Annotated in this window: 23 protein-coding genes, 1 pseudogene and 1 riboswitch; of the genes and pseudogenes, 21 read left to right on the top strand and 3 right to left on the bottom strand. The window is 45.0% G+C overall.

The annotated features are described in order from the left end of the window. Positions 1-34 precede the first annotated feature (34 nt). Entirely contained in the window at positions 35-1,162 is a 1,128-nt protein-coding gene (locus GUA98_RS26685; RefSeq protein WP_153978326.1) for an NAD(P)/FAD-dependent oxidoreductase, read from the top strand. A 21-nt stretch (positions 1,163-1,183) separates the two neighbouring features. Continuing rightward, positions 1,184-1,480, top strand: coding sequence for a hypothetical protein (locus tag GUA98_RS26680; RefSeq protein ID WP_153978327.1), 297 nt, complete (start codon positions 1,184-1,186; stop codon positions 1,478-1,480). 132 nt (positions 1,481-1,612) lie between these two features. Here GUA98_RS26680 and GUA98_RS26675 read toward each other — a convergent pair whose 3' ends face one another. Beyond that, the gene (locus GUA98_RS26675; protein WP_193724938.1) at positions 1,613-3,118 is read right to left on the bottom strand and encodes a DHA2 family efflux MFS transporter permease subunit; all 1,506 of its coding nucleotides are present in this window, start codon (positions 3,116-3,118) and stop codon (positions 1,613-1,615) included. Between the two features lie 217 nt (positions 3,119-3,335). Between GUA98_RS26675 and GUA98_RS26670 the strand changes: the two genes are divergently transcribed. From GUA98_RS26670 to GUA98_RS29845, 3 genes are all read left to right on the top strand, one after another. Beyond that, entirely contained in the window at positions 3,336-3,938 is a 603-nt protein-coding gene (locus GUA98_RS26670; protein ID WP_153978329.1) for a TetR/AcrR family transcriptional regulator, read from the top strand. A 26-nt stretch (positions 3,939-3,964) separates the two neighbouring features. After that, positions 3,965-4,603 carry an NAD(P)-dependent oxidoreductase gene (locus GUA98_RS26665; RefSeq protein WP_193724937.1) on the top strand — a complete coding sequence of 213 codons (639 nt, stop codon included), beginning with the start codon at positions 3,965-3,967 and terminating at the stop codon, positions 4,601-4,603. A gap of 83 nt (positions 4,604-4,686) precedes the next feature. Further along, positions 4,687-5,142 (top strand): hypothetical protein, encoded by a 456-nt coding sequence (locus tag GUA98_RS29845; RefSeq protein WP_227780147.1) that lies wholly within the window; start codon positions 4,687-4,689, stop codon positions 5,140-5,142. Positions 5,143-5,244: 102 nt separating this feature from the next. Here GUA98_RS29845 and GUA98_RS29840 read toward each other — a convergent pair whose 3' ends face one another. Continuing rightward, positions 5,245-5,424, bottom strand: a complete 180-nt coding sequence (locus GUA98_RS29840) for a hypothetical protein (RefSeq protein ID WP_227780146.1) — start codon at positions 5,422-5,424, stop codon at positions 5,245-5,247. Positions 5,425-5,563: 139 nt separating this feature from the next. Between GUA98_RS29840 and GUA98_RS26655 the strand changes: the two are divergent. From GUA98_RS26655 to GUA98_RS26585, 15 genes and pseudogenes are all read left to right on the top strand, one after another. Then, a pseudogene (locus GUA98_RS26655) lies at positions 5,564-6,237 on the top strand (response regulator transcription factor). After that, the gene (locus GUA98_RS26650) at positions 6,234-7,607 is read left to right on the top strand and encodes a sensor histidine kinase (RefSeq protein WP_193724936.1); all 1,374 of its coding nucleotides are present in this window, start codon (positions 6,234-6,236) and stop codon (positions 7,605-7,607) included. The pseudogene GUA98_RS26655 and the gene GUA98_RS26650 overlap by 4 nt, the downstream one beginning before the upstream one ends. 203 nt (positions 7,608-7,810) lie before the next feature. Beyond that, on the top strand, positions 7,811-8,173 hold the full coding sequence (locus GUA98_RS26645) for a hypothetical protein (protein WP_153978333.1): 363 nt from the start codon (positions 7,811-7,813) through the stop codon (positions 8,171-8,173). A gap of 2 nt (positions 8,174-8,175) precedes the next feature. Next, positions 8,176-9,894 carry an ABC transporter ATP-binding protein gene (locus tag GUA98_RS26640; protein WP_153978334.1) on the top strand — a complete coding sequence of 573 codons (1,719 nt, stop codon included), beginning with the start codon at positions 8,176-8,178 and terminating at the stop codon, positions 9,892-9,894. Positions 9,895-10,105: 211 nt separating this feature from the next. Continuing rightward, entirely contained in the window at positions 10,106-10,528 is a 423-nt protein-coding gene (locus GUA98_RS26635) for a MarR family winged helix-turn-helix transcriptional regulator (RefSeq protein ID WP_153978335.1), read from the top strand. Next, on the top strand, positions 10,525-11,604 hold the full coding sequence (locus tag GUA98_RS26630; RefSeq protein ID WP_153978336.1) for a threonine aldolase family protein: 1,080 nt from the start codon (positions 10,525-10,527) through the stop codon (positions 11,602-11,604). The genes GUA98_RS26635 and GUA98_RS26630 overlap by 4 nt, the downstream gene beginning before the upstream one ends. A 151-nt stretch (positions 11,605-11,755) precedes the next feature. Next, positions 11,756-12,388 (top strand): pentapeptide repeat-containing protein, encoded by a 633-nt coding sequence (locus GUA98_RS26625; protein WP_153980688.1) that lies wholly within the window; start codon positions 11,756-11,758, stop codon positions 12,386-12,388. 51 nt (positions 12,389-12,439) lie between these two features. Beyond that, a riboswitch (guanidine-I (ykkC/yxkD leader) is annotated at positions 12,440-12,538 on the top strand. 104 nt (positions 12,539-12,642) lie between these two features. Next, on the top strand, positions 12,643-12,984 hold the full coding sequence (locus GUA98_RS26620) for a DMT family transporter (protein WP_095358261.1): 342 nt from the start codon (positions 12,643-12,645) through the stop codon (positions 12,982-12,984). Beyond that, positions 12,981-13,295, top strand: a complete 315-nt coding sequence (locus GUA98_RS26615) for a DMT family transporter (RefSeq protein WP_153978337.1) — start codon at positions 12,981-12,983, stop codon at positions 13,293-13,295. The genes GUA98_RS26620 and GUA98_RS26615 overlap by 4 nt, the downstream gene beginning before the upstream one ends. A 109-nt stretch (positions 13,296-13,404) precedes the next feature. Continuing rightward, the gene (locus GUA98_RS26610; protein ID WP_153978338.1) at positions 13,405-14,742 is read left to right on the top strand and encodes a DEAD/DEAH box helicase; all 1,338 of its coding nucleotides are present in this window, start codon (positions 13,405-13,407) and stop codon (positions 14,740-14,742) included. Positions 14,743-15,024: 282 nt separating this feature from the next. Beyond that, entirely contained in the window at positions 15,025-15,966 is a 942-nt protein-coding gene (locus tag GUA98_RS26605) for an ArsR/SmtB family transcription factor (protein ID WP_153978339.1), read from the top strand. A 188-nt stretch (positions 15,967-16,154) separates the two neighbouring features. After that, on the top strand, positions 16,155-17,447 hold the full coding sequence (locus GUA98_RS26600; protein ID WP_153978340.1) for an ABC transporter substrate-binding protein: 1,293 nt from the start codon (positions 16,155-16,157) through the stop codon (positions 17,445-17,447). Between the two features lie 78 nt (positions 17,448-17,525). Continuing rightward, a complete protein-coding gene (locus GUA98_RS26595; RefSeq protein WP_153978341.1) occupies positions 17,526-18,416 on the top strand; it encodes a carbohydrate ABC transporter permease in 891 nt (296 codons plus the stop codon). Further along, positions 18,416-19,222 (top strand): carbohydrate ABC transporter permease, encoded by an 807-nt coding sequence (locus GUA98_RS26590; protein ID WP_193724949.1) that lies wholly within the window; start codon positions 18,416-18,418, stop codon positions 19,220-19,222. The genes GUA98_RS26595 and GUA98_RS26590 overlap by 1 nt, the downstream gene beginning before the upstream one ends. Positions 19,223-19,310: 88 nt before the next feature. Beyond that, a complete protein-coding gene (locus GUA98_RS26585; RefSeq protein WP_153978342.1) occupies positions 19,311-21,077 on the top strand; it encodes a glycoside hydrolase family 2 protein in 1,767 nt (588 codons plus the stop codon). A 340-nt stretch (positions 21,078-21,417) separates the two neighbouring features. On the opposite strand, the gene GUA98_RS26580 is transcribed toward GUA98_RS26585, so the two are convergent. Further along, entirely contained in the window at positions 21,418-21,843 is a 426-nt protein-coding gene (locus GUA98_RS26580) for a MaoC family dehydratase (protein ID WP_153978343.1), read from the bottom strand. A 497-nt stretch (positions 21,844-22,340) separates the two neighbouring features. On the opposite strand from GUA98_RS26580, the gene GUA98_RS26575 reads away from it, so the two are divergent. After that, positions 22,341-23,186 (top strand): helix-turn-helix domain-containing protein, encoded by an 846-nt coding sequence (locus GUA98_RS26575; protein WP_227780145.1) that lies wholly within the window; start codon positions 22,341-22,343, stop codon positions 23,184-23,186. Positions 23,187-23,217: the final 31 nt, after the last annotated feature.

Here is a 23,217-nt window from a genome sequence, read left to right as displayed (position 1 = left end):
ACTGGAAGCAGTGATAGAGGAAAGGGATGCAAGCATGAAGAAAGTCATCGTAGTAGGGTCAGGAATACTGGGGGCTTCGACAGCCTATCAGTTAGCAAAAAGGGGTGCGGAAGTCATCCTTGTGGATCGTGGTGATATCGGACAAGCTACGGATGCTGCCGCAGGCATCATCTGCCCGTGGTTGTCGCAAAGGCGTAATCAGGATTGGTATCAGCTTGCCAAGGCCGGCGCACGCTTTTACCCCGAACTCATTGAAGAACTGCAGAGCGAGGGAGAAACCGAAACCGGGTATGCCCGAGTGGGGGCACTGAGTATTCATTCAGATATCGAAAAGATCGGCAAAATGGAGGAGCGTGCCCATCTTCGAAGAGCAGATGCACCGGAAGTCGGGGACATTACAAGGCTTAACGAAGAGGAAACACATGCACGTTTTCCTTTGCTCGGTCCAGGTTATCATTCCGTATATATTAGCGGCGCAGCGCGTATAGATGGCCGTGCCCTGCGAGATGCCTTAATTCGATCCGCGCAGCGGAATGGAGCCGTCCTCGTTCATGGGAATGCTGCACTTCTGTTCGATTCTGATCGGGTAACCGGAGTGTCGGTTGATACAGAGCAATTTCTGGCGGATGAAGTGATTGTATGTGCCGGTGCATGGGCCAATTCGATCATGAAGCCCCTGGGTATTCACTTTAAGGTTCATTACCAAAAAGCACAAATTATGCACTTGCAGGTATCCGATCAGGAAGAGACAGAAAGTTGGCCTGTGGTTATGCCACCATCTGATCAATATCTTTTGGCTTTTGGCGAGCACAAAATCGTGATCGGCGCCACACATGAAAATGAAATTGAAGGATACGATACCAGAATCACGCCGGGCGGTATTCAGGAAATCTTGAATAAAGGACTGGAACTCGCACCAGGCTTGTCGAACAGCACGTTTCAGGAGGTAAGAGTTGGATTCCGGCCGTTTACGCCAGGCTTTCTTCCGGTAATGGGGCCTGTTCCCGGATGGAAGGGATTGATCACAGCCAATGGACTTGGTGCTTCAGGCTTAACGATGGGCCCCTTTATCGGCAGTCAGTTAGCGAAGCTGGCTCTGAATCAGGAGCTGGATATCGACATCCAGCCGTATGATCTTGCCAAAGCGATGGACGAATCTTAAGAAGAATTGTTGAGGTGAACCATGACCTATTCACAGCGATTAACCCAAGCAAGCTCTTCCGATGTATCCTATCTGGAGTATCAGATCGGGGCAGCGGAGGACGAATTGAAACAAGCCGAAAGGCAGCAGAGTATATACGAGTCTGAACTGAATCGGCTCAGGACGTCTCTTGAGGATGAGTCAAGTTCCATTTCATCAAGGGACACTGAGAGGGAGCTAAAACTGCAGAAACAAATAGCCGATGTGAAGAGTCGTATGGAAGCGATTCGTACACAGCTGGTTCAATTGCAGGATGATATGGAGAAGTTGGCAGATTAAGAGGCCTTACCTTATGAATAAATGAATCCTTTTTAATGGAAGGCAAGGCTAGCGATTATTCAGGTAAAAAGCGGCAGACAGGACATGAAGTTCGTCCTGATCTGCCGCTTTTTAGTTTATATTGTTCCCGATTTAGTTCGAATTCATGGAAACTTTCTGTCTAACAGGCATTTTGACTTCTTCTTCGGTTGCCTGCTTCGTACGTTTGATGAAGAAGGAAAGAGCGAGCCCTACGACTGCTATGCCGATAATAACGACGTAAGCATCGTTGATTCCCTGAATCATGGACTCCATCGCCAATTGTTCCCGGGACAAGCCGTTCGCAGCGCCACTTGCAATCATATCCTGTACATGTGTCGTTGTACGACTGGTCATGACACTCACGAGCAATGAAGTACCAACCGCGCCAGCGACTTGTCTGACCGTATTGGAAATTGCTGTACCATGAGGACCGAGTCTCGGCGGCAGCTGATTCAGACCTGCTGTTTGAATTGGCATCATGAGCAGAGCCATACCAATCCGGCGTCCAGTAGACATCAGAACCAAGTAAGTGTAGCTGGTCGAATCGGTCAGATCGATAAAGCCAATCGTGGTAACGATTGTAATGACCATACCGATAATGGCAAGCCATTTTGCCCCGAATCGGTCGAACAAACGTCCAGTAACCGGCATCAGGAATCCCATGACAAGAGCACCTGGAAGCAGCAATAATCCGGATTCGAGTGCGGTATAACCACGTGCATTTTGAAGATACAGAGGTAGCAGCATCATGTCTGCATACATAATCATCGTAATTGCGATATTAATGATCGTGGTCAAGGAGAACATATTATACTTGAACGCACGAAGGTCGAGCAGCGGGGTTGCAGAAACGAGCTGACGCCAAGTGAACAAGGCGAGAGCCACAATCCCTGCGGCAAGACAGATGAGCACTTCCGCACTGGACCATCCGAGACTTCCTGCGCGGCTGAATCCATACAGCAGGGCACCAAAACCAATGGTCGATAAGGTCACACTAACTGTATCGAACTTCGTATCAATGCGTTCCGATACATTTTTCAGATATACAAATGCACAACCGATAACAATCACCGTCAATGGGATCATGCCGTAAAACATCGTTTGCCATGAATAGTTCTCGAGTACGTATCCAGCGAGGGTAGGGCCGATTGCCGGTGCAAAAATGACTGCGAAGCCGACCATTCCCATGGCAGCTCCTCGTTTCTCAGGGGAGAACAAAGTGAGAATGACATGCATCAGCAGCGGCATGATAATACCTGCTCCAGCAGCCTGCACCATACGACCTGTAAGCAGTGTACCGAAGTTGCTCGCTAATGCCGATATGATCGTACCGATCAGGAAAATGAACATGGAAGCCTGAAAGAGCTGCCTTGTGGAAAAGCGCTGCATAAAATACGCAGTAATTGGAATAAGTACGCCATTTACCAGCATGTAGCCAGTGGTTAACCATTGCGCCGTTGTAGCGGAGATATTGAAATCTCCCATCAGCTCAGGCGTGGCAACACTCATTAGGGTTTGATTCAATGTGGCCAGAAATGCACCCAGAATCATGACAAACAGTATGGGACCTTTTTTGATGTTTTTCTCTTCGTCTAATCTAGCTTGACGCAAGTCCATTCCATCCTTTCAATCTACACGTGACTAAATTTACAACGTGTTGTATAGTTTACATTGTATTTATTGAATTATATACATATTCCCGCAGATTACAATTTACACATCTGGACATAATTGTTGCTTATTTTACAGAACCGTTAATTATGTAGCTTAATGCGAAAATAAACGACTCATTATTTAAAATTGTAATTTTCTGAAACTGAAGGAGTGATACGTTATGAAAAACGATAACAAGTCAGCTACCGATCCTCGAATACTTCGGACAAGACAGCTTATTCGGGATGCCTTCGTAGATCTGCTGCAGGAAGTGGATATCGAGAAGTTAACGGTGAACCGCATTGCCGAACGTGCAACCATTAACCGGGTAACCTTTTATCTTCATTATCGTGATATCACGGATATGATGGAGAAAATGGCGGACGAGATGAACGAGCATATTGAACGGATTGTTGATCAGTACCACCGATTTGACAATCATGAGACAGAGGACGCCTGGCCAGTTCTGGTGAAAGTGCTTGAGCATTTTGCCGATCATCCCAAATTCTATCGTGTCGTGCTCGCCTCCAAACGAACCCCAATTTTTACAGAACGGTTGTTGAAATTACTCACTAGACTTGTTACAGAGAAGATAGAGAAGCTGGAGATGGAAAGTGCTTTTGCGCAGGCAGGCATCCATAAGGAAATTGCCATTTGGTACACCTCTTCGGCACTGATCGGAACCATTGTGGCCTGGCTTCGCAATGACATGCCATATGCACCACATTTTCTGGCCAAACAATTTTCGTTAATTCGCTCGTATGCGTACAAAGGATTCATGTAAATAACAAAAGAATGGATGTGGGACAATTGAACATCATCATATTTGGAGCGACCGGAAGAACAGGCAAGGAGCTGCTGCAGCGTGCACTTATTGAAGGGCATACCGTAACCGCATTTGTCCGAAACCCTTCCAAACTGGGTATTCCTCATCCAAATTTAAAGATCGTGCAGGGAGAAGTAACCCGATATACGGATGTCGATCATGTCCTGAAAAACGAAAAATTTGACGCAGTCTTTTCGGTTCTTGGGGCGAAGAGCATGTTCAAAAGAGATCTCGTTCTTATCGACGCGCTGAAAAATATCATCCAGGCGATGGAAAACAACGAAGCTGGCAAACTGATTCATGTGTCGTTTATTGGTACTCACAGGGAGGCTGGTAAGCTCGGTTTCTTATACAAATATGTCATCCCGAACGTCATGACCAATCTGCTTCGCGATCACCTGGACAAGGATAAGCTCGTAACCAGCAGCAAGCTGAATTGGATACTGGTTCAACCTCCCGTGCTCACGATGGATCGTTATAATGGACAGTATGTTCACGAAGCGGAGATTCACCCGGACAAGTCTCGGAAACTCAAGCTGTCGCGTGCCAATCTGGCTGATTTTATGCTTCAACATGTGAACGATAGTACGTATGATCGTAAAGCTGTCTTGGTTACAGAGTAGGTTTTCCGGAAACCATTTCATGACCGCCCATCGGCGGTTTTTTTCAAATGACCAAAGACTAGAAAGTGAGGAGGGGACGTTTTTTGCTGATGGATTCTATCCAACATAAACATCTGATTGAGATCATGAAGTCACTTCCCCTGAAACAGAGGTACTCCAAAGCGGATCTGTTAATCAATGATCTGAAATTGGGAGAAGCAGGGAACGTTGAGATGTACTATTCTCCACATAATGAATACATCAATTTCTCCGCCAAAGTCATGCTTGTTGGCATTACACCCGGTTGGCAGCAGATGGAGATTGCTTTTCGCACAGCCGTTCAAGCTTTGAAGCGTCATGCCACCTACGAAACAGCCTGTCAGGAAGCAAAGTTTGCCGCCAGAATGGCTGGAGTCATGCGAACAAACGTAATCCAAATGCTTCAGGAGATAGGACTGCACCAATTTTTTAATGTACCACATGTGAGTAAGCTTTTTGATCCGGAGTGCACGCTTCTGCACACCACTTCACTGATCCGGTATCCAATCTTAGTGAAGTAGCAAAATTATACAGGACATCAGCCTGCCATTACCCAGAATAACTTTTTATATGAAGCTGTGCTTGGGTCTTTTCTGCCTGAGTGGAGTCAACTGGACGAACCCTTAGTTATTCCGCTCGGGAAGTCCGTTGAAGCTGTGCTTCGTCAACTGCTTGAGGAGAAACGAATACGTGAGAAAAGGATATTGTGGGGCTTCCCTCATCCGTCCGGGGCCAACGGTTCCCGGCTCAAACAGTTTCAACAGAACAAGGCAGACATGCAGCATAGATTGAGAAATCTCCATACAACTGCTCCTGCGTGTAAAAAACAATGAGAGTCTCAAGCGGCAGTCTGGATTAACATCACACAGAGGGTCAACCAAGTAAATTAATAGTATAATAGTTGAGACTACTTAGAATGCAGTGGAGGAAAAGGAGAAGCACATGCCGACAATACTTGTTGCTGACGATGATGCGAACATTCGCGAACTTGTCTGTTTATTTCTGAAGAATGACGGTTTTACAACGGTAGAAGCTGCAGATGGCAAGCAAGCCCTGCGCTTTATGCCTCGACACCTGTCGATCTGGTTGTGCTTGATATTATGATGCCAATTATGGATGGCTGGACATTATGCAAGGAACTTCGCAGGGCAAGTCCTGACCTTCCCTTGCTGATGTTGACTGCACGAGGTGAAACATGGGAGAAGGTAAAGGGTTTTGAACTGGGAACAGATGATTATTTGACCAAGCCGTTTGATCCGCTGGAATTGACGGTTCGGGTTAGAGCACTGCTGAAGCGTTACCGGATCGGTTCAACACAAATGATTCAGCTGGGCAAGCTCATTTTGGATAAGCAAACCTATAAAATTACGAATGGCACGGAATCTCTTAAACTGCCTCTGAAGGAATTCGAGCTTCTATACAAACTTGCGGGGACACCTGGACAGGTATATACGCGTGAACAACTGATCGATCAAATTTGGGGAATTGATTATGCCGGAGATGATCGAACGATTGATGTACATATTAAACGTTTGCGGGAAAGATTTGTGGCTTCATCTGAATTTCGAATTGAAACGGTGCGGGGGCTTGGATACAGGCTTGAGGTTTGTGGATGATCAGATCTCTGTATATCCGTGTGGTCCTGACTTTTCTTGTGTCCGTTATCGCGGGTATCATTTTAGCATTTATCATTACTTTTCTGGTGTTCCGCGAGAATCTGAATGAAAATTTGCTGGACAAATTATTAAGCTTTGGACAGGATATTGTGCGAATCTATGAAACGATGCCTGAGCGTGAAGCAGACTGGTTTGTAGCTGAGATGAAGCAGCTGGATACCTATCATATTCGCATCTATGATGAGAATAATGAGTTCCGCTCCTTCGGTAAGCTAGGTGAACAGTCCCCAGCTCCTGTATCAGCAGAGCAAATCAAAAACGTACGGAATGGAGACATTGTTCGGGCCAATGCAACCAAAGAGTATACAGGTTATTTGGGAATGCCTTTAAGAACGGAGTCGGGAACAAAAGCGTTATTTGTTCAGCCTCTTGTCTCTCCTTATACTTCTTTTAATGTAAAATGGATATCCACGTTCCTGATCTATTCTTTGGTTATCGGCAGTCTACTAATTTTGGCAGCTTCCATATTTGTAGTCAAACCAATCAACAAGCTCACCAAGGCAACCAAGCGTCTCGCTTCAGGTGATTTTAATGTCAGGGTGAATATTAAGCAAACGGGAGAGCTTGGAGCTTTGGCTAGAAGCTTTGAAGAAATGACACATGATCTGCAGCACCTGGAACAAATGCGCAGAGAATTCGTCGCTAATGTTTCACATGAGGTTCAGTCGCCGCTTACTTCCATCTCCGGGTATGCCCAAGCGCTCAAGCAGGTCAATCTTGCGGAGCAAGAACGAGACCGTTATCTGGATATTATTAGTGCTGAAGCAAAGCGAATGTCCAAAATGAGTGACAGCTTGCTGAAACTGAGCTTGCTGGAATCCGATTCGCAATCATTGCGATTCACGGAGCGCAATCTCGATGAACAGATCAGGCGCGTAATTGTGGCACTGCAGCCACAATGGACTGTCCGAAACATTAATTTCGAGCTGGATCTGCAGGCGATTAAAGTTACAGCAGATCATGATCAGCTGGATCAGGTTTGGATGAATATTCTCGGGAATGGCATCAAATTTTCCGAAGATCATGGTGCTATGGCTGTCAGTATGAGACAAGTTCACTCTGATGTGATCATACGCGTATCCGATAACGGAATTGGCATTGAACCAGAGGATCACCAGAGTATTTTCGAGCGCTTTTTCAAGGCGGATCGTTCCCATGGCAGCAAATACGAGGGTAGCGGGATGGGACTCGCTATCGTTAAACAGATTGTTTCACTTCATAAGGGAGACATTCAGGTAGAGAGTAAGCCGGGTGAGGGAACAACATTTGTTGTGACCTTGCCGATCCATCCTGCCGAAAAACATAGATAAAGATTGCAGTGTCTTCTGTGGTCTGGCCACTATTTGCTGAGGATTACATACAAGAGCATTGTATGTGTCCTCAGCATTTTTTTATAGAAAAGGGGAAACTCGCATAACTGGAAAAAACAGGTTGACAGGATAAAGTTCTGCGTATACAATCGTATACATATTAACTCGTATACAAATGTATACGATATGGAGGTGTTCTTGAAATGAGAGAACAATACGCTAGTGAGTCTGCAGAACGTCAAAATATGCGTTCAGGACGTGGACGCGGAGAAGAAGAGCAGCGTGGTGAACGGTCCAGAAGGGGCAGAGGACATGGTGAACATCACGGTAAGCGGGGGAACGGAGCGCAAACGTTCCGGCGTGGTCGCATTCTGGTTTTTCTGGAGCAAATGCAAAATCGAAGAACGACTTTGGCCAGACAGCTGGGTCAAGCGGAATATGAGCATATTCGTCCGATGATTAGCGGTGAATTAAAAGCGATCGATCAGGTTATCGATGAATATATTCATCTCTTCGAGCTTCAAGATGAACATGAGAGCCCTAATAAGGATTTGGAGAGTGAATAAGAATGATTCGTCGTTTCTTTTCGTATTATCGGCCTTACAAGAAACTGTTTGTCATTGATTTTGGATGTGCAGTTATCGCAGGCCTGTTGGAACTGGCATTTCCACTTGCCGTGAGCAAATTTATTAATGAATTATTGCCAGGTCAGGACTGGCCGCTCATTATCCTGGCTTGTATTGTATTGTTGTCCATTTATGCACTTAATACAGCCTTGAATTATGTTGTTACATATTGGGGTCACATGCTCGGTATTAACATTGAGACCAACATGCGTGAGAAAATGTTCGCTCACTTGCAGAAGTTGTCCTTCCGTTTCTTTGATAATCGAAAAACCGGTCATCTGATTGGTCATTTAACGAATGATCTGAATGACATCGGAGAGGTAGCTCACCATGGACCGGAGGATGTCTTCATCGCCGTTATGACATTGATTGGTTCATTCTGGCTCATGGCGAATATTAATCTGGAGCTGGCCTTGATTACATTTATTATTATACCGATCATGGCCTGGGTCATTATCGTGTTTGGTGGACGCATGACCAAAACGTATCGTCGCCTCTTTGGCAACGTGGGTAATTTCAATTCCCGGATCGAAGATAATGTAGGCGGAATTCGTGTCGTTCAATCCTTTGCGAATGAAGAGCATGAGAAAAAACTATTTTCCGTCGACAATGAAAACTTTCGTCAAACCAAACTGCTTGCTTATAAAACGATGGCCAAGAGCATCTCGGTCAGCTATATGATGATGAGACTGGTCACTGTATTTGTGATGATCAGCGGTGCGTGGTTCTTTATTGACGGCAAAATCGATATGGGAGACTTCATGGCATTCCTGCTGCTCTCCAACATTTTCTTCCGTCCGATTGAGAAAATCAACGCAGTCATCGAGAGCTATCCGAAGGGGATTGCCGGCTTCAAGCGCTATCTTGAAATTATTGATACGGAGCCTGAAATCGCGGATGCCAAAAACGCTGTTGAGCTGAAACATGTTCGGGGCGATATCCGTTTCGAGAATGTATCGTTCGGTTATGAATCCAGCCGCCGTATACTGAACAACATCAGTCTGTCTATTAAACCGGGAGAAACCGTTGCTTTCGTTGGACCTTCCGGTGCAGGAAAAACAACCATCTGCAGTCTGCTCCCAAGGTTCTACGAAGTGGAAGAGGGAAGAATCACAGTAGATGGCGTTGATATTCGGGATGTCCAGCTGCAATCCCTTCGCAAACACATTGGTATCGTTCAGCAGGATGTATTCCTGTTCTCGGGAACCATCAAGGAGAATATCGCCTATGGGGATCTTACGGCAACAGATGAGCAAATCTGGGATGCTGCCCGCCGGGCGTCGCTGGAGGAATTGCTTCTCACCTTGCCGGACGGCATCGATACGATCATCGGTGAACGTGGGGTTAAGCTATCAGGAGGGCAGAAGCAGCGTTTGTCCATTGCTCGCATGTTCCTGAAAAATCCACCGATTCTGATCCTTGATGAAGCTACATCAGCTCTGGATACGGAAACGGAAGCTTTAATTCAAAAATCTCTTGCAGAACTGTCTGTGGGCAGAACTACGCTGGTCATTGCACACCGCCTGACAACCATCAAGAATGCAGACCGCATCATGGTTGTGAACGCGGATGGCATTGCCGAGCAGGGGAATCATGATGAACTGGTTGCAGCTGGTGGGATCTACAGCCGACTTCATCAGGTACAGTACAGTCATTCATAGAAAAAGGTTTTGGAAGCTGAACCGCGCAAATAAGCGCGGTTTTTTGCTGCTTCATTTGCCCTCAAATGATTGCATCGTATTATTTTTCGGCAGGCACGATCATTATGTTGACAACGTCCACTAATCAACTTATTATAATGTTGACAATGTCCACTAAAAGGGAGGGTTTCGCATCGACTCTCAGCATATACATTCTGATATTCTGGCTGACATGCGGCGTTTTAACCGCTTTTATACCAATATTCTTGGCGTATTGGATAAGCACATCCTTGGTACGGGGTATTCGTTTGCCGAGGTAAGGGTCATCATTGAAATTGGTATTCGTGGAGAAAGTATTGCCAACAATCTGGTGGATACACTGACCATTGATCGCAGTTATATGAGCCGAATTGTGAACAAGCTGACTAAGGAAGGTCTGCTCACCAAGGTGAATTCGGAAGCTGACAGCCGTGTCAGCCTCATTCGGCTGACGGATAAAGGCCAGGAACTTTACGCTGAATTAAACGATCGGTCTGACCAGCAAATATTGAAGTTAATGCAGAATCTGGATGAGGAAGAGATCCAAGAGGTCTATGCTTCCATGATGAACATACAAGAGAAGTTGACAAAGAAAGCAGGAGAGACAACACGATGATACGATTCGAATGTGATTATAACGAAGGTGCGCATGTACGCATTCTGCAAAGACTGATCGAGACCAATATGGAACAAACGAACGGTTATGGCACAGATCCTCACTGTGATCGGGCGAGAGCTCTGATTCGTCAAGCGTGTGACAGTGAGCAGGCTGATGTGCATTTTCTGGTCGGAGGCACTCAAACCAACACAACGGTCATTGCATCCATCCTTCGTCCCTATCAAGGTGTCATTGCGGTGACTTCGGGCCACATCGCTGTTCACGAAACGGGGGCAATTGAAGCAACTGGTCATAAAGTACTTACCGTTCCCAGCGAAGACGGGAAGATCACAGCTGAACAAGTAAAAGCAGTCTATGAAGCGCATAGGAGTGAGTCTTCTCCAGAGCACTGTGTACAGCCAGGAATGGTTTACATATCCCAGCCAACAGAGAACGGGACGATGTACAGTAAGGCCGAATTACAGTCATTATTTGAGACAAGTAAAAAATGCGGACTTCCTTTATTTGTGGATGGGGCAAGGCTCGGCTACGCGCTTGCGTCTCCGGAATGTGACATGACCCTTGCTGATCTCGCGCGTCTATGTGATGTGTTTTATATCGGAGGAACCAAGATCGGTGCTCTGATGGGGGAAGCTGTAGTCATCCTGAATGATGCATTGAAGCCTGATTTCCGTTACATGATCAAGCAGAAGGGCGGTCTGCTCGCAAAAGGCAGATTGCTGGGCATTCAGTTCGAAACGTTGTTCGAAGACGGATTGTATCTGGAAATTTCACGACATGCCATTGATATGGCCATGCGAATTCACGATTCGCTCGAAGAACAGCATATCCGGTTCCTGTATGAATCACCAACCAATCAACAGTTTCCAATTTTGCCTGATGTTTTGCTTGAGAAATTACGCAGCCAATATACGTTCACCTTCTGGGAGAAGGTAGACGCCACACATAGTGCAGTCCGTTTTTGCACCAGTTGGGCGACGCAGCAGGATAATGTGGATGCTCTGGCCCGTGATATCGCTCGATTAATGCACGAATCAGGTGAAATCCTTGAATTGGCTGAAGCAATGGTTTAAACAGTGAAAATGTAGGATGAATCGTTGCGATATACTGAAAAAGGACGACATATGGTCGTCCTTTTTTTGATGGGAAATAACGTGAATGTGAATTGGAAGCAAAGTCGTGACCCGATTGACAGGTTGTCTTAAACAGAGTTACCATGGACACATGAAAATAGATAGCCCGAAAATTCAGGAACAATCGATGACCGTAGAAACCATTCATGTATTGGAATCCAAAACAGAATACCGGAATCAACTCATTGAACAGATCTCACTCGATAACCAGGAAGCACTTAAAGTATCCTTTGAGAATGTCATTTTCAGAAATGTGATAATCTCTGATTCCACGCTGGAGCAATTTGAATTTACGGATGTTGTTTTTGAAAATTGTGATTTTTCCAACGTCAATTTCTCAGGTGCTATCATGCACCGGGCCGCATGGACCAACTGCAAATTTGTCGGCACGGATTTTTCCACCAGCAGAATGCAAAACGTTCAATTTGCCCAGTGTGTGGGGGACTACTCCAATTTTAGATTTGCCCACCTTAAACAAGTCGCTTTTGCCGAATGCTCATTAGTTAGTGCTGACTTTGCCTATCTAGCCTTGCAAAAAATGCTGCTGGACCAATGTAATATTGATCAGTCTTTCATGACAGGTACAAAATTAAAGGGGTTGGATCTTAGCAATTGCCAATTTGACTCGCTGGTATTGAACATGGAAGATCTGAATGGCTGCGTTATATCACCTTATCAAGCGGCGACCTTCGTCGGATTAATGGGGATTGTGATCAAGTCATAAAAGACTTGCCCCAATGGGAGAAGTGTGTATAATAGGTTACATAAAATCATACGACATGCTTTCTAGGGTTCCGCGAGTGAGATCGGCCTGGTCCGAGAGAAAGCTCATAACCTGTTGGTTATGCCACGGAGGGATAAAAGCCTGGGAGATAAACTGCTTGAATGCAGTTTGTTTCCCGGGCTTTTTTATTTTGTCTCTAAGACAAAACCTAAACGTTGTTGTATGAAATTGGATACCAAAAGGAGTAGGTCAAGATGAACAAAACCTGGTTGTCTGTTGTGATTGCAGCCCTTTTTGAAGTGGGCTGGGTGATTGGCTTAAAGCATGCGAGTGGTCTGTTGGAATGGGGAGCAACGGTGATCGCCATTGGTGTTAGCTTTTCCTTAATGATTGCGGCTTCCCGTACACTCGATGTCGGAACGGTATACGCCGTATTTGTTGGATTGGGAACGGCTGGCACGGTACTGGCAGAGATTCTGCTATTCGGAGCTGCTGTCCAGGCTGGAAAAATGATACTCATTGGTGTGTTATTGCTCGGAGTAATCGGACTGAAAATGGTAAGCAAGCAGAAAACGAAGGAGGCGCATCATTCATGAACTGGGTATTTCTTATTATGGCAGGCCTATTCGAGATGCTGGGTGTATTGATGATTAATAAATGGAACAAAGAACGTAATGTTCTATCTATCCTGCTTTTAGTTGCAGGTTTTGGATTAAGCTTCTGGCTTCTGTCTCTGGCTATGAAAACACTGCCCATGGGGACGGCATATGCCGTGTGGACAGGAATAGGTGCTTCCGGAGGAGCGATTCTTGGCATGATTTTCTATGGAGAATCCCGAAACGCACTTCGAATATTGTTTATTGCCATGGTGCTTGGATCTGCGGTTGGGTTGAAGCTGGTGAGCTGACATTGGGATTAAAAGATAATATACAGATCGTCTTTTTAATGGTATCCTTATTCGTTACGTGTGATAACAAGACACATCTAATAGATATGGACGTCATGAAGGAGACTCAATGAACTTTAAAGACTTGAATATTATACCCCCAATCTTAGAAGGATTGAACAAAGCGAACTATACGAACCCTACACCAATTCAGGAACAAGCGATCCCAGCCGTATTGGCAGGCAGAGACTTGCTTGGGTGCGCGCAAACAGGAACAGGGAAGACGGCAGCATTTTCGGTGCCGATCATTCAATTATTAAGCGAAAAGTCAGGTGGTCCCAGACAAGGACGCCGTATTCGCTCCTTGATTTTAAGTCCAACCCGAGAGCTGGCTATCCAGATTGCGGATAACGTTAAGATTTATAGCCGATACACGGATATTCGCTGCGCCGCGATCGTTGGTGGTGTTTCACAGAAGGCGCAGGAGCGAGCGCTGAGCCAGGGTGCAGATATTATTATCGCCACGCCAGGCAGATTGATGGATCTGGTTAACCAAAAACGGATAGATTTGAAATCCATTGAGATTTTGGTATTAGATGAAGCTGACCGGATGCTGGATATGGGCTTTATTCATGATGTGAAGCGAATCATCTCCAAGATGCCGAGCAAGAAACAAACCCTTTTCTTCTCAGCTACGATGCCTCCGGAAATTACAAAAATGGTCAAAACGTTACTCGTAGATCCTGTGAAAGTTGAAATTACACCGGTGTCTTCTACGGTAGACCGAATTGAACAGTCTGTGTATTTATTGGAGAATGGCAAGAAACAACATATGTTGAATCATATTTTGCAGGATAAATCCATTGTTTCGGCACTGGTGTTCACCCGCACGAAGCGCGGCGCTGACCGTGTTACACGTGAGTTGACCAAAGTAAATGTGACTGCTCAAGCCATTCATGGTGACAAGTCTCAGAATGATCGACAAAAAGCGCTGAACAATTTCAAAAGCGGAGTCACACGAGTGCTGGTAGCGACAGATATTGCGGCAAGAGGAATTGACGTGGAAGAGCTCTCGCATGTCATCAACTTTAACCTGCCTAATATTCCAGAGACCTATGTACATCGAATCGGCCGCACAGGCAGAGCAGGGCATAGCGGTATGGCCATCTCTTTTTGCGATAAGGAAGAAATGCCGTTCCTCAAGGATATTGAGAAGGTAATCAAGAAGAGCATTCCCGAAGTCAAAGATCATCCTTATCCGATGACGAGTGCTTCTGTGTTTATAAAAAACAGTAAGGGATCGAAGGCTGCAGCCGACAATTCCGTAAGCAATAAACCGGCCAAGAATAAGAAGAATCCCGCGCGCAAACCCAAGTCTGAATGGTTTACCAAGCCGGGGAAAGCACAAAACAGCAACTTCAAACCCAATAAATCCAAAAGCAGTAAAGTCAATAAAAAAACGATCTAATCAAACGGGCAGAATTACTTAAGTGAACTGTCCCCGAATCGTTCGGCAAGTCAAACACCTCAAAACGCCTTCCGTATTGTATCAAATGGAGGACCGTTTTGAGGTGTTTATTCGTTGTGTGGGCTCTAAGAGGGGATCACACTGTAGAAGTGAAGTTGAAAGCAGGCATTCGATAAAAATCATTTAATACAAAATATAAGGTTTAATACAGCAAATTTGACTCTTTGGTAACATACAAGTAAAATTATTGAAATACAATCTTAGAATGAGGTGGATTACGCAATGCTTGAGCTTAGTTTTGAAGACCCGGACAAGCTGGTAACGGTTACCCATGCTTTATCTACACGTTCCCGGGTAGATATCCTCCGCCTCCTTAATTCCAAAAACCTCAATATTGTGGAGATTGCTGAAGCTCTTAAACTTCCGGTATCCACTGTAGCCAACAATATCAAGATTTTGGAGGCTGCAAGATTAATTAATACAGAGCTGCTGCCGGCTTCTCGCGGCGCGATGAAGGTATGCAGTCGTAATTATGATGATATACACATTGCACTGAATTTGGAGAAGGCGGGTCCCAGAGGAGGTGTTCAAGTCTATGAGGTAGACATGCCCATAGGTCATTATAGCGATTGCGAGGTATCCCCAACCTGTGGCATGGCCAATGCGGATGGAATGATTATACGTGAGGATGAACCTGCGAGTTTCTTTCACCCAAAGCATATTGGAGCTCAGATCATGTGGTTTCGAAAAGGATATGTTGAATATTTGATGCCACTGGAACTACCGCCCGGAGCAAGGATTGAATCGCTTGAAGTATCTATGGAAATGTGTTCTGAGGCGCCTAACTACGATCACAACTGGCCTTCCGATATTTCGGTATGGATTAATGGCGTGGAGATTGGCATGTGGACATGTCCTGGGGATTTTGGTGACAGAAGGGGAAATCTTAATCCCGCCTGGTGGCATGAGTGGTCAACCCAATATGGTTTGCTAAAGACCTGGCGAGTAGACAAGGAGAAGACTTCGCTTGATATGGAGAAGGTTTCCCCTGTTACATTAAATCAACTGAACCTCCTGGATAGTCACAAATTGCGCTTGCGGGTGGGCATCAAACCGGATGCTGTTCACCAAGGTGGGATGAACCTGTTTGGCAGAGAATTTGGAGATCACGATCAGAACATCAAAATGACCATCAATTACGTAATGAATCCTGATGTGGATTGAAGAGAAAGCTTTAGTTGCGGATAAATTGTAACTAAGGCTTTTTTTGATTCAATAATTACAATAAATATAATTGAAAGCGTTGACATAAAGGGGTTTGGTGGCTATAATCCCACTATAGATACAATAATAATGTAATAAATCAAGTATGTCGTTTGTATCTATAATATTAGAATAAAGGGGATGCTCGCATGAAAAGAAGAGTGGGCTTGTTGGCACTAACATTACTTCTCTCTGTGTCTATGATTTTAAGTGCATGCAGTGGAAACAGTGGTGGTGCCGACGATGATGCCGCAAGTGATGGGAAAGTGAGCTTGTCCTTCTGGACATTGTTCGATGGTGGCGATGGGGCAAACATGCAAGCATTAGTTGATGAATTCAACAAAACCCATCCGGACATCGAAGTGAAAAATACCAAGCTTGCCTGGGGCGAGTATTATACCAAACTTGTCACCGCGGTTGGTAACGGCAACGGACCGGACATCGGCATATCCCATTCCTCTAGGCTGCCCGATCTGATTGATCAGGGGGTAGTCACTGAACTCGATACACCCGCTGCAGATGCAGGCGTAGATTGGAATTCCTACAATCAAAATCTTTTGAGTGCGGTTACAGTAGACGATCAGCATTATGCAGTACCCATTGATACACATGCTTTTATCATGTTTTACAATAAAAAGCTGCTAAAAGAAGCTGGTCTGCTTGGCGAAGACGGAAAACCCGTGTTGGAACAATCAGCTGATGGTTTTGTAAGTTTCCTTAAAACATTAAAAGAAAAGTTGCCAGCAAAGGTTACACCATTTGCATTATCCAATAACAATGATGATCCTTTCCGTCTATGGTGGTCATTGTATTCGCAATTGGGTGGAAATGATGTCATATCGGACGATCTGAAATCTGCGGCGATTGATAAAGAAAAGGGGATCCAAGCAGCCGACTATATCCAGAAGTTGTATACCGAAGGCTACATCAAGAAAAATGATCCGGACTTTTATAAAAATTTCCAAAGCGGAACAGCCGCAATGACCATGACGGGTGTCTGGACGACAGGGACATGGGAATCCACCAAAGATTTTGAGTTTGGTGCGATGCCGATACCTAAATTTTACGACCAGGAAGCAACATGGGGAGACTCTCACACGATTATTCTGCCTTTGACTCAGGATGAAGACGAAGCAAAACGGAAAGCAGCGATGATTTTCGCCGATTGGGTTGCAGATAATGGCCAGGTATGGGCCAAAGCCGGTCATATTCCTTCCAAACCATCCGTTCTGGAAAAACAGGAATTTAAGGATATGCCTTACCGAAGCGATTATTCTGAAGTAGCAAGTGTCGTTAAGTTTAGCAAAAAATCAACCAAAACTGCCCAAATCCGTGAAGAAGTCGCCTTTAAATTTTTGAATGAAGTATGGGTCAATAAAATGACTCCGGCTGATGCCATGAACAACATGGAGGCAGGCATTCAGAAAATACTGAGTGAGTAGAAGGAAGACGGGTCACGCAAGCTTGCGCATGTGTAAGCATTAACGCTGGCTTGCGTGTCAATCAAAGGGGAGACGGGTATGAAGTTCAAAAAAATGAGGACGGAGATGCAGGCACTTGTCTTTCTGCTTCCTTTCCTAATTGTGTATGTATTGTTTACCATCTGGCCGATGATTAAAGGCATTGAAATGACCTTTTACAAATGGACACTCATTAAGAAAATGGACTTTGTTGGCCTGGATAACTTCCGCAAGGTACTTCAGGACAGGGAAGTCTGGGAAGCGATATGGCACTCGACCTTCTTTGTTTTTCTAAGTACTCCGACCATGATTATACTTGCCATTGTGCTGGCTCTGATTGCGAATCGAAAATCGGCTCTGCAAAAGTTTTATCGGATTATCTTTTTTATCCCAAGTGTACTCTCGGTGGCAGTCGCAGCTTATCTGGGGTTGTTCGTATTCCAGCCTTATACCGGGTTTGTCAATTCTGTACTGCATCTCATTGGCCTGTTACCCCAAAATTCCGAAATTTTCTGGCTGACCGAAACAAACCTGGCCTGGATCGTCATTACCGTTGTAACGTTGTGGTGGACGGTAGGTTTTAACTTTATTCTGTATTTGTCGGCGCTTCAGGAAATACCGGATGAGATCTATGAAGCTGCACGATTGGATGGAGCGAGTGACTCGCAAATATTTTGGAGAATTACTCTTCCATATCTATCTCCACTCACCAAAACCATAACCATGCTGCAAATTATCGCTTCATACAAGGTCTTCATGCAGATCTATGTTATCACAGGCGGTGGCCCGCTGGATCAGACACGTCCGATTATCCAGTTAATCTATCAAACCGGATTTAGAAATAACAACCTCGGTTATGCCGCGACGATGTCCTATATTTTATTCTTCATACTCCTGGTGTTATCCGTGCTGCAATACTGGATGAACAACCGGAAGGGAGTGGATAGATGATGAAGTGGCTGTTTCGTATAAGTTCTGCATTGATGGCTGTACTGTTTGCGGCTCCGTTGGTTTGGATGCTTGTTGTATCGATCAAGGAAGAAGGCATGAAGATCATTACAGTCCTGGATTGGTTTATGCCTCCGTATTCACTGGCTGTGTATGAAGAGATTCTAACGACGACCAAATTGTCTCAATGGATTGCCAACAGTTTGTTCGTGGCCGTCATTGTAACGGTGCTTACTGTCATTTTTGCAGCAATGGCGGGGTTTGCGCTATCCAAGGTCCCATTTCGCTATCGTACCATTGTTTTCTTTTTCATCCTTGGAGGGCTGTTAATTCCGGGGGAAGCTACCATTATTCCACTCTATCAGGTGGCAAAAGATCTTCATTTGCTGAATTCGTACAGCGGACTCATCATTCCGGCTCTTGCCTCGCCCGTAGCTGTCATTGTACTCAAAAGTTTCTTTGACGGTGTTCCCAATGATCTGCTCGAAAGTGTACAGATTGATGGGGGTGGCTTCTGGAGAATTTTCACCAGCATCATGTTACCTCTCACTCGTCCAGCAATGGCTTCCATGGCCATTCTGACGTTTATCGGTTCCTGGAACAACTTCCTGTGGCCGTTCCTTTCGATCACCGACGATAATCTATTTACACTGCCAATGGGTATTCCTACGTTGATGGGTCAATATTCTGAGGATTATGTCAAACCAATGGTTATTAATGCAGTGGCTTCAGTACCTATCATTATTTTGTTTATCATTTTCGAGAAGCAGATTGTCAAGGGAATCAGCATGTCCGGAATTAAGGGGTAATGTGAGCAAGTCTGAATTTCATAAAACAATAAAACGGCTATGTCAGGCCAGCGAGCCCAATGTAGCTCAAGGAGAATGGAGAAACGATATGACAACCCAATTTTACAATAAGGATTATCCAAGACCACAGTTTGTACGTAAAGACTGGCTGAATTTGAATGGCGAATGGGATTTTAGTTTTGATGACCATCAGGTGGGTGAGAGTGAACATTGGTATGATCAAGCTGAATTTCCGGAAGGACTCAAAATTAAAGTTCCCTTTACCTATGAAACTCAGGCAAGCGGAATCGGAATCGAGACATTTCATCCACTGGTTTGGTATCGCAAACTGGTAACCATTCCTCAAGAGGTTAAGGGCAAGAGAACTATTCTTCATTTCCAAGGGGTGGATTATCGCGCCAAATGCTGGGTGAATGGAAGGGTTGCGGGTGAGCATGAGGGGGGATATGCAGCATTTTTCTTCGACATTACACCTTATCTTACTTACGGTTCGGAGAACAATATTGTTCTTGAAGTAGCGGACAGTCAGAGTGCAATGCAGCCGCGGGGGAAACAGCGCTGGGTCGATGAAAATTTTGAATGCTTTTATGTGCAAAGCACCGGAATTTGGAAGAGTGTCTGGCTGGAGCATGTGAGTGAAGCAAGGGTCGAAACGGTCAAGATGACGCCCGATATCGACCGTCATATGATTCGTTTGGACTTTCAATTGAATGGGATTGAAGGCAGGAACAACTTGCGTCTGGAAACAAGGATTGAGCTGAAGGGTCAGCATGTGCAAACCATCAGCCTGTCTCCGGATAGACCTTGGATGACGGTAGAGGCCAGTGTCAAACATGAGGCGGGCGGCCCGTGGAAACAGTCGTTGTGGTCTCCGGATTCACCAAACCTGTACGATATTGAGTTTGTTTTGTACGAAAATGAGAAGGAAATCGATCGGGTGCATTCCTATTTCGGCATGCGAAAAATATCGATTGAAAATGGGCAGGTTCTGCTGAATAATGCTCCGCTCTATCAACGACTTATTCTGGATCAGGGTTATTGGCCTGAAAGCCATTTGACTCCTCCATCGGTGGAAGCGCTGATCGAAGATATTGATAAAATTGCCGAGATGGGATATAACGGCATTCGCAAACATATGAAACTGGAAGATCCCCGCTTTTTATATTGGTGTGATGTAAAAGGGATGCTGGTCTGGTCGGAAATGGCGGCGACCTTTGAGTTCAATGATGAGGCGGTTAGCCGTTTCACCAAGGAGTGGCTCGAGATTGTACCACAACAATATAATCATCCAAGCGTGATCACCTGGGTTCCGTTTAATGAATCATGGGGAATACCGACAATCGCTCATGAGGTGGCACAGCAGCAGTTTACGCAATCCATCTATCATCTGACCAAAGCCATTGATCCTTATCGTCCGGTCATTACCAATGACGGATGGGAGCATACGGTATCGGATATTTTGACCATCCATGATTATGTGGAGTCAGGAGATGTCTTTTTGGAACGTTATCAGGATAAGGACATGATTGTAACCAACAAGGTCTCCTCTAATCGATGGAAGTTTGCTTTTGCGGAAGGTTACGAGTATAAAGGACAGCCCATTATCATCAGTGAATTCGGGGGCATTGCCTTTCAATCGGATAAAGGCTGGGGCTATGGCAATCAGGTGGACTCCGTTGAAGCCTTTGTTGAACGTTTTCGTTCCATTACGGGAGCGATCAAGGCCATTCCTTATATCTCGGGCTACTGTTATACACAGGTCACGGATGTGCAGCAGGAGATTAATGGTCTGTTAACTGAAGACCGTCAGCCGAAAGTGCCGCTGGAAGTCATCCGCAAAATCAATCTCGCATAAAGGCTCAAGTATACATTACCGTTTCATGGGGATCAGGAGTGTAGATCACAATGTTACGTGAAGATTGCCCAAGGCCGCAATTTGTGCGACAGAACTGGATGAGTTTGAATGGGGAATGGGAATTTGAATTTACAAGCTGCTGAAGTTGGATTATTCAGTCTGGAACCAGGAGATAGGTATGGGGCGATGAGCAGGCTTTATGTGCACTAAGCTGTTGCATAAAAATGGTGAAGAAGAACCGACTCCGTACGGATTCGGTTCTTCTTCTGAAACCAAAAGTAGACCATTATAATTTGGATGCCACTCCCCAACATTTTGAATATTCCTTTTGCAAGGAAGCTTAATTATCAATCAATGCGCTTAATTCGGCCTGAAATACTTTTTGATGATTTTGATTATAGGTTGTGAGCAGTACGGTAACAATGCCATTGCCTCTTCGTCTGGGGAGCAGTTCAATCACTTCCGCAACTACGCTCAGCTCATCATCGGGAAATACAGGCTTGATAAACTGAATGTGATTCATCCCCGTACCTGCGACAACATTCTCTCCATATACGCCTACTTCAATCCACAGCTTGAAGGAGATGTTCATCGTCTGCATGCCGGAAGCAATCAGGCTGCCGAAACGTCCTTTTTTAGCCTTTTCCTCATCCAAATGCATGTACTGAGGATCATAGATCTTCGCAAACTCCATAATATCGCTCTTGGACAGTTTAATCGATTTGGTTTCGTAGCGCTGACCTACGACATATTCACTAAATTTCAATGCGGGCACCTCGTTCTTTTCGAATGTTTATTTAGATATCATTCATCATGTCGCCTATAGCAAATTTTTGGGGAGACTCTGTGTCAAAATGATGTTCAATTGAACATTTTGCCCAATATTAATGTGCCATAGTAACTTCAATTTGGTCAAATGTACCATAATGCATGGATAACCTTTACGCACTGAACACTTCTTCTATAATTAAAGAAAAAAAGAGCAGCAGGGGGAACAACCATGTTAACGATTGTTATGTTTGCATTGGCAATGGCAAAAGCACAAACCGTTAACATTTTCCTTTTTCTATAAATAAGGGATTGCCGAGGAGACATGCTTAGCCGTCCTATAGGGCGGCTCTTTTCATGTGTGAAATTAATTTTCCTGATCTGTTCGAAAGGAATCCTGCTCTTCATGCATAATATGATTACTAGGGCTTGGAAATTGGAAAATATGGAAAGGGTGATCTGATGGGAGTGCCAACGTTTCTTGAAACAGGTCATATGACAGAAGGGTTTCCGATCCGGGTAATTCACACGGGTGAACAGTTTAATTTTGCTGCACATTGGCATGAAGAGGTTGAATTGGTCGTTGTGAATGGAGAACGCGCGAGAATTGGAGTGAACAACGAGGTCTATGAGCTTGTACAAGGAGACGTTCTGCTGATTAAGCCGGGGGATGTGCACTGTTTTTTGCCAGGTACCGGGAATTTAACCATTATCCTGTTTCGGCTGGAGTGGGTGACGGGAAATGTGGCAGCAGATCCTGAGTCCCATGACCTTCGCGAACTTTTTCATAAAACCACAATGATTCCGTCACTTATCTGTAATGAGAAGAATCTGGACCGATATATCAAGGCCATTTCCGAAGAGGAGAAAAGGCAGCAGCCGGGATACCGCTGGTTAATGGTAGCGAGACTGTACGATCTCATCGTCCACCTGCTTCGGACCAAGGAACCAACTACAGAGCCATGCGCTTCCAAAGAGACCTGTAACGGAGCCAAAAGATTCGAATTCCTTGAATCGGTCTGCGAATATCTGGAGGAACATTACGCGGAACCCGTTAAGCTGGATCATGTGGCTGAGCATATTAAATTCAGCAAATTTCATGTGTGCAAGCTGTTTAAGGAGACTAAGGGAGTCACGTTGATGGAGTACCTGAACCACTTTCGTATTATCAAATCCGAATGGGCATTATTGTTCAGTCAGACCTCCATTTTGGATATCGCCATCGGACATGGATTTAACAATGTGAATTCCTATAACCGACTGTTCAAAAAATATAATGGCTGTACACCTTCTGAATTCAGGAAGAAGCATCAGACCCATATCACAAAATATGAAGGATGATTCACAATATTTGAGGAGAAAGCCCTCTTCA

This window comes from Paenibacillus sp. P13VS (assembly GCF_015143645.1).
GTDB classification, from domain to species: Bacteria; Bacillota; Bacilli; order Paenibacillales; family Paenibacillaceae; genus Paenibacillus; species Paenibacillus xylanilyticus_A.
Note: the sequence above shows the minus strand (reverse complement) of the source record. Positions and strands in the feature narration are given on the sequence as shown.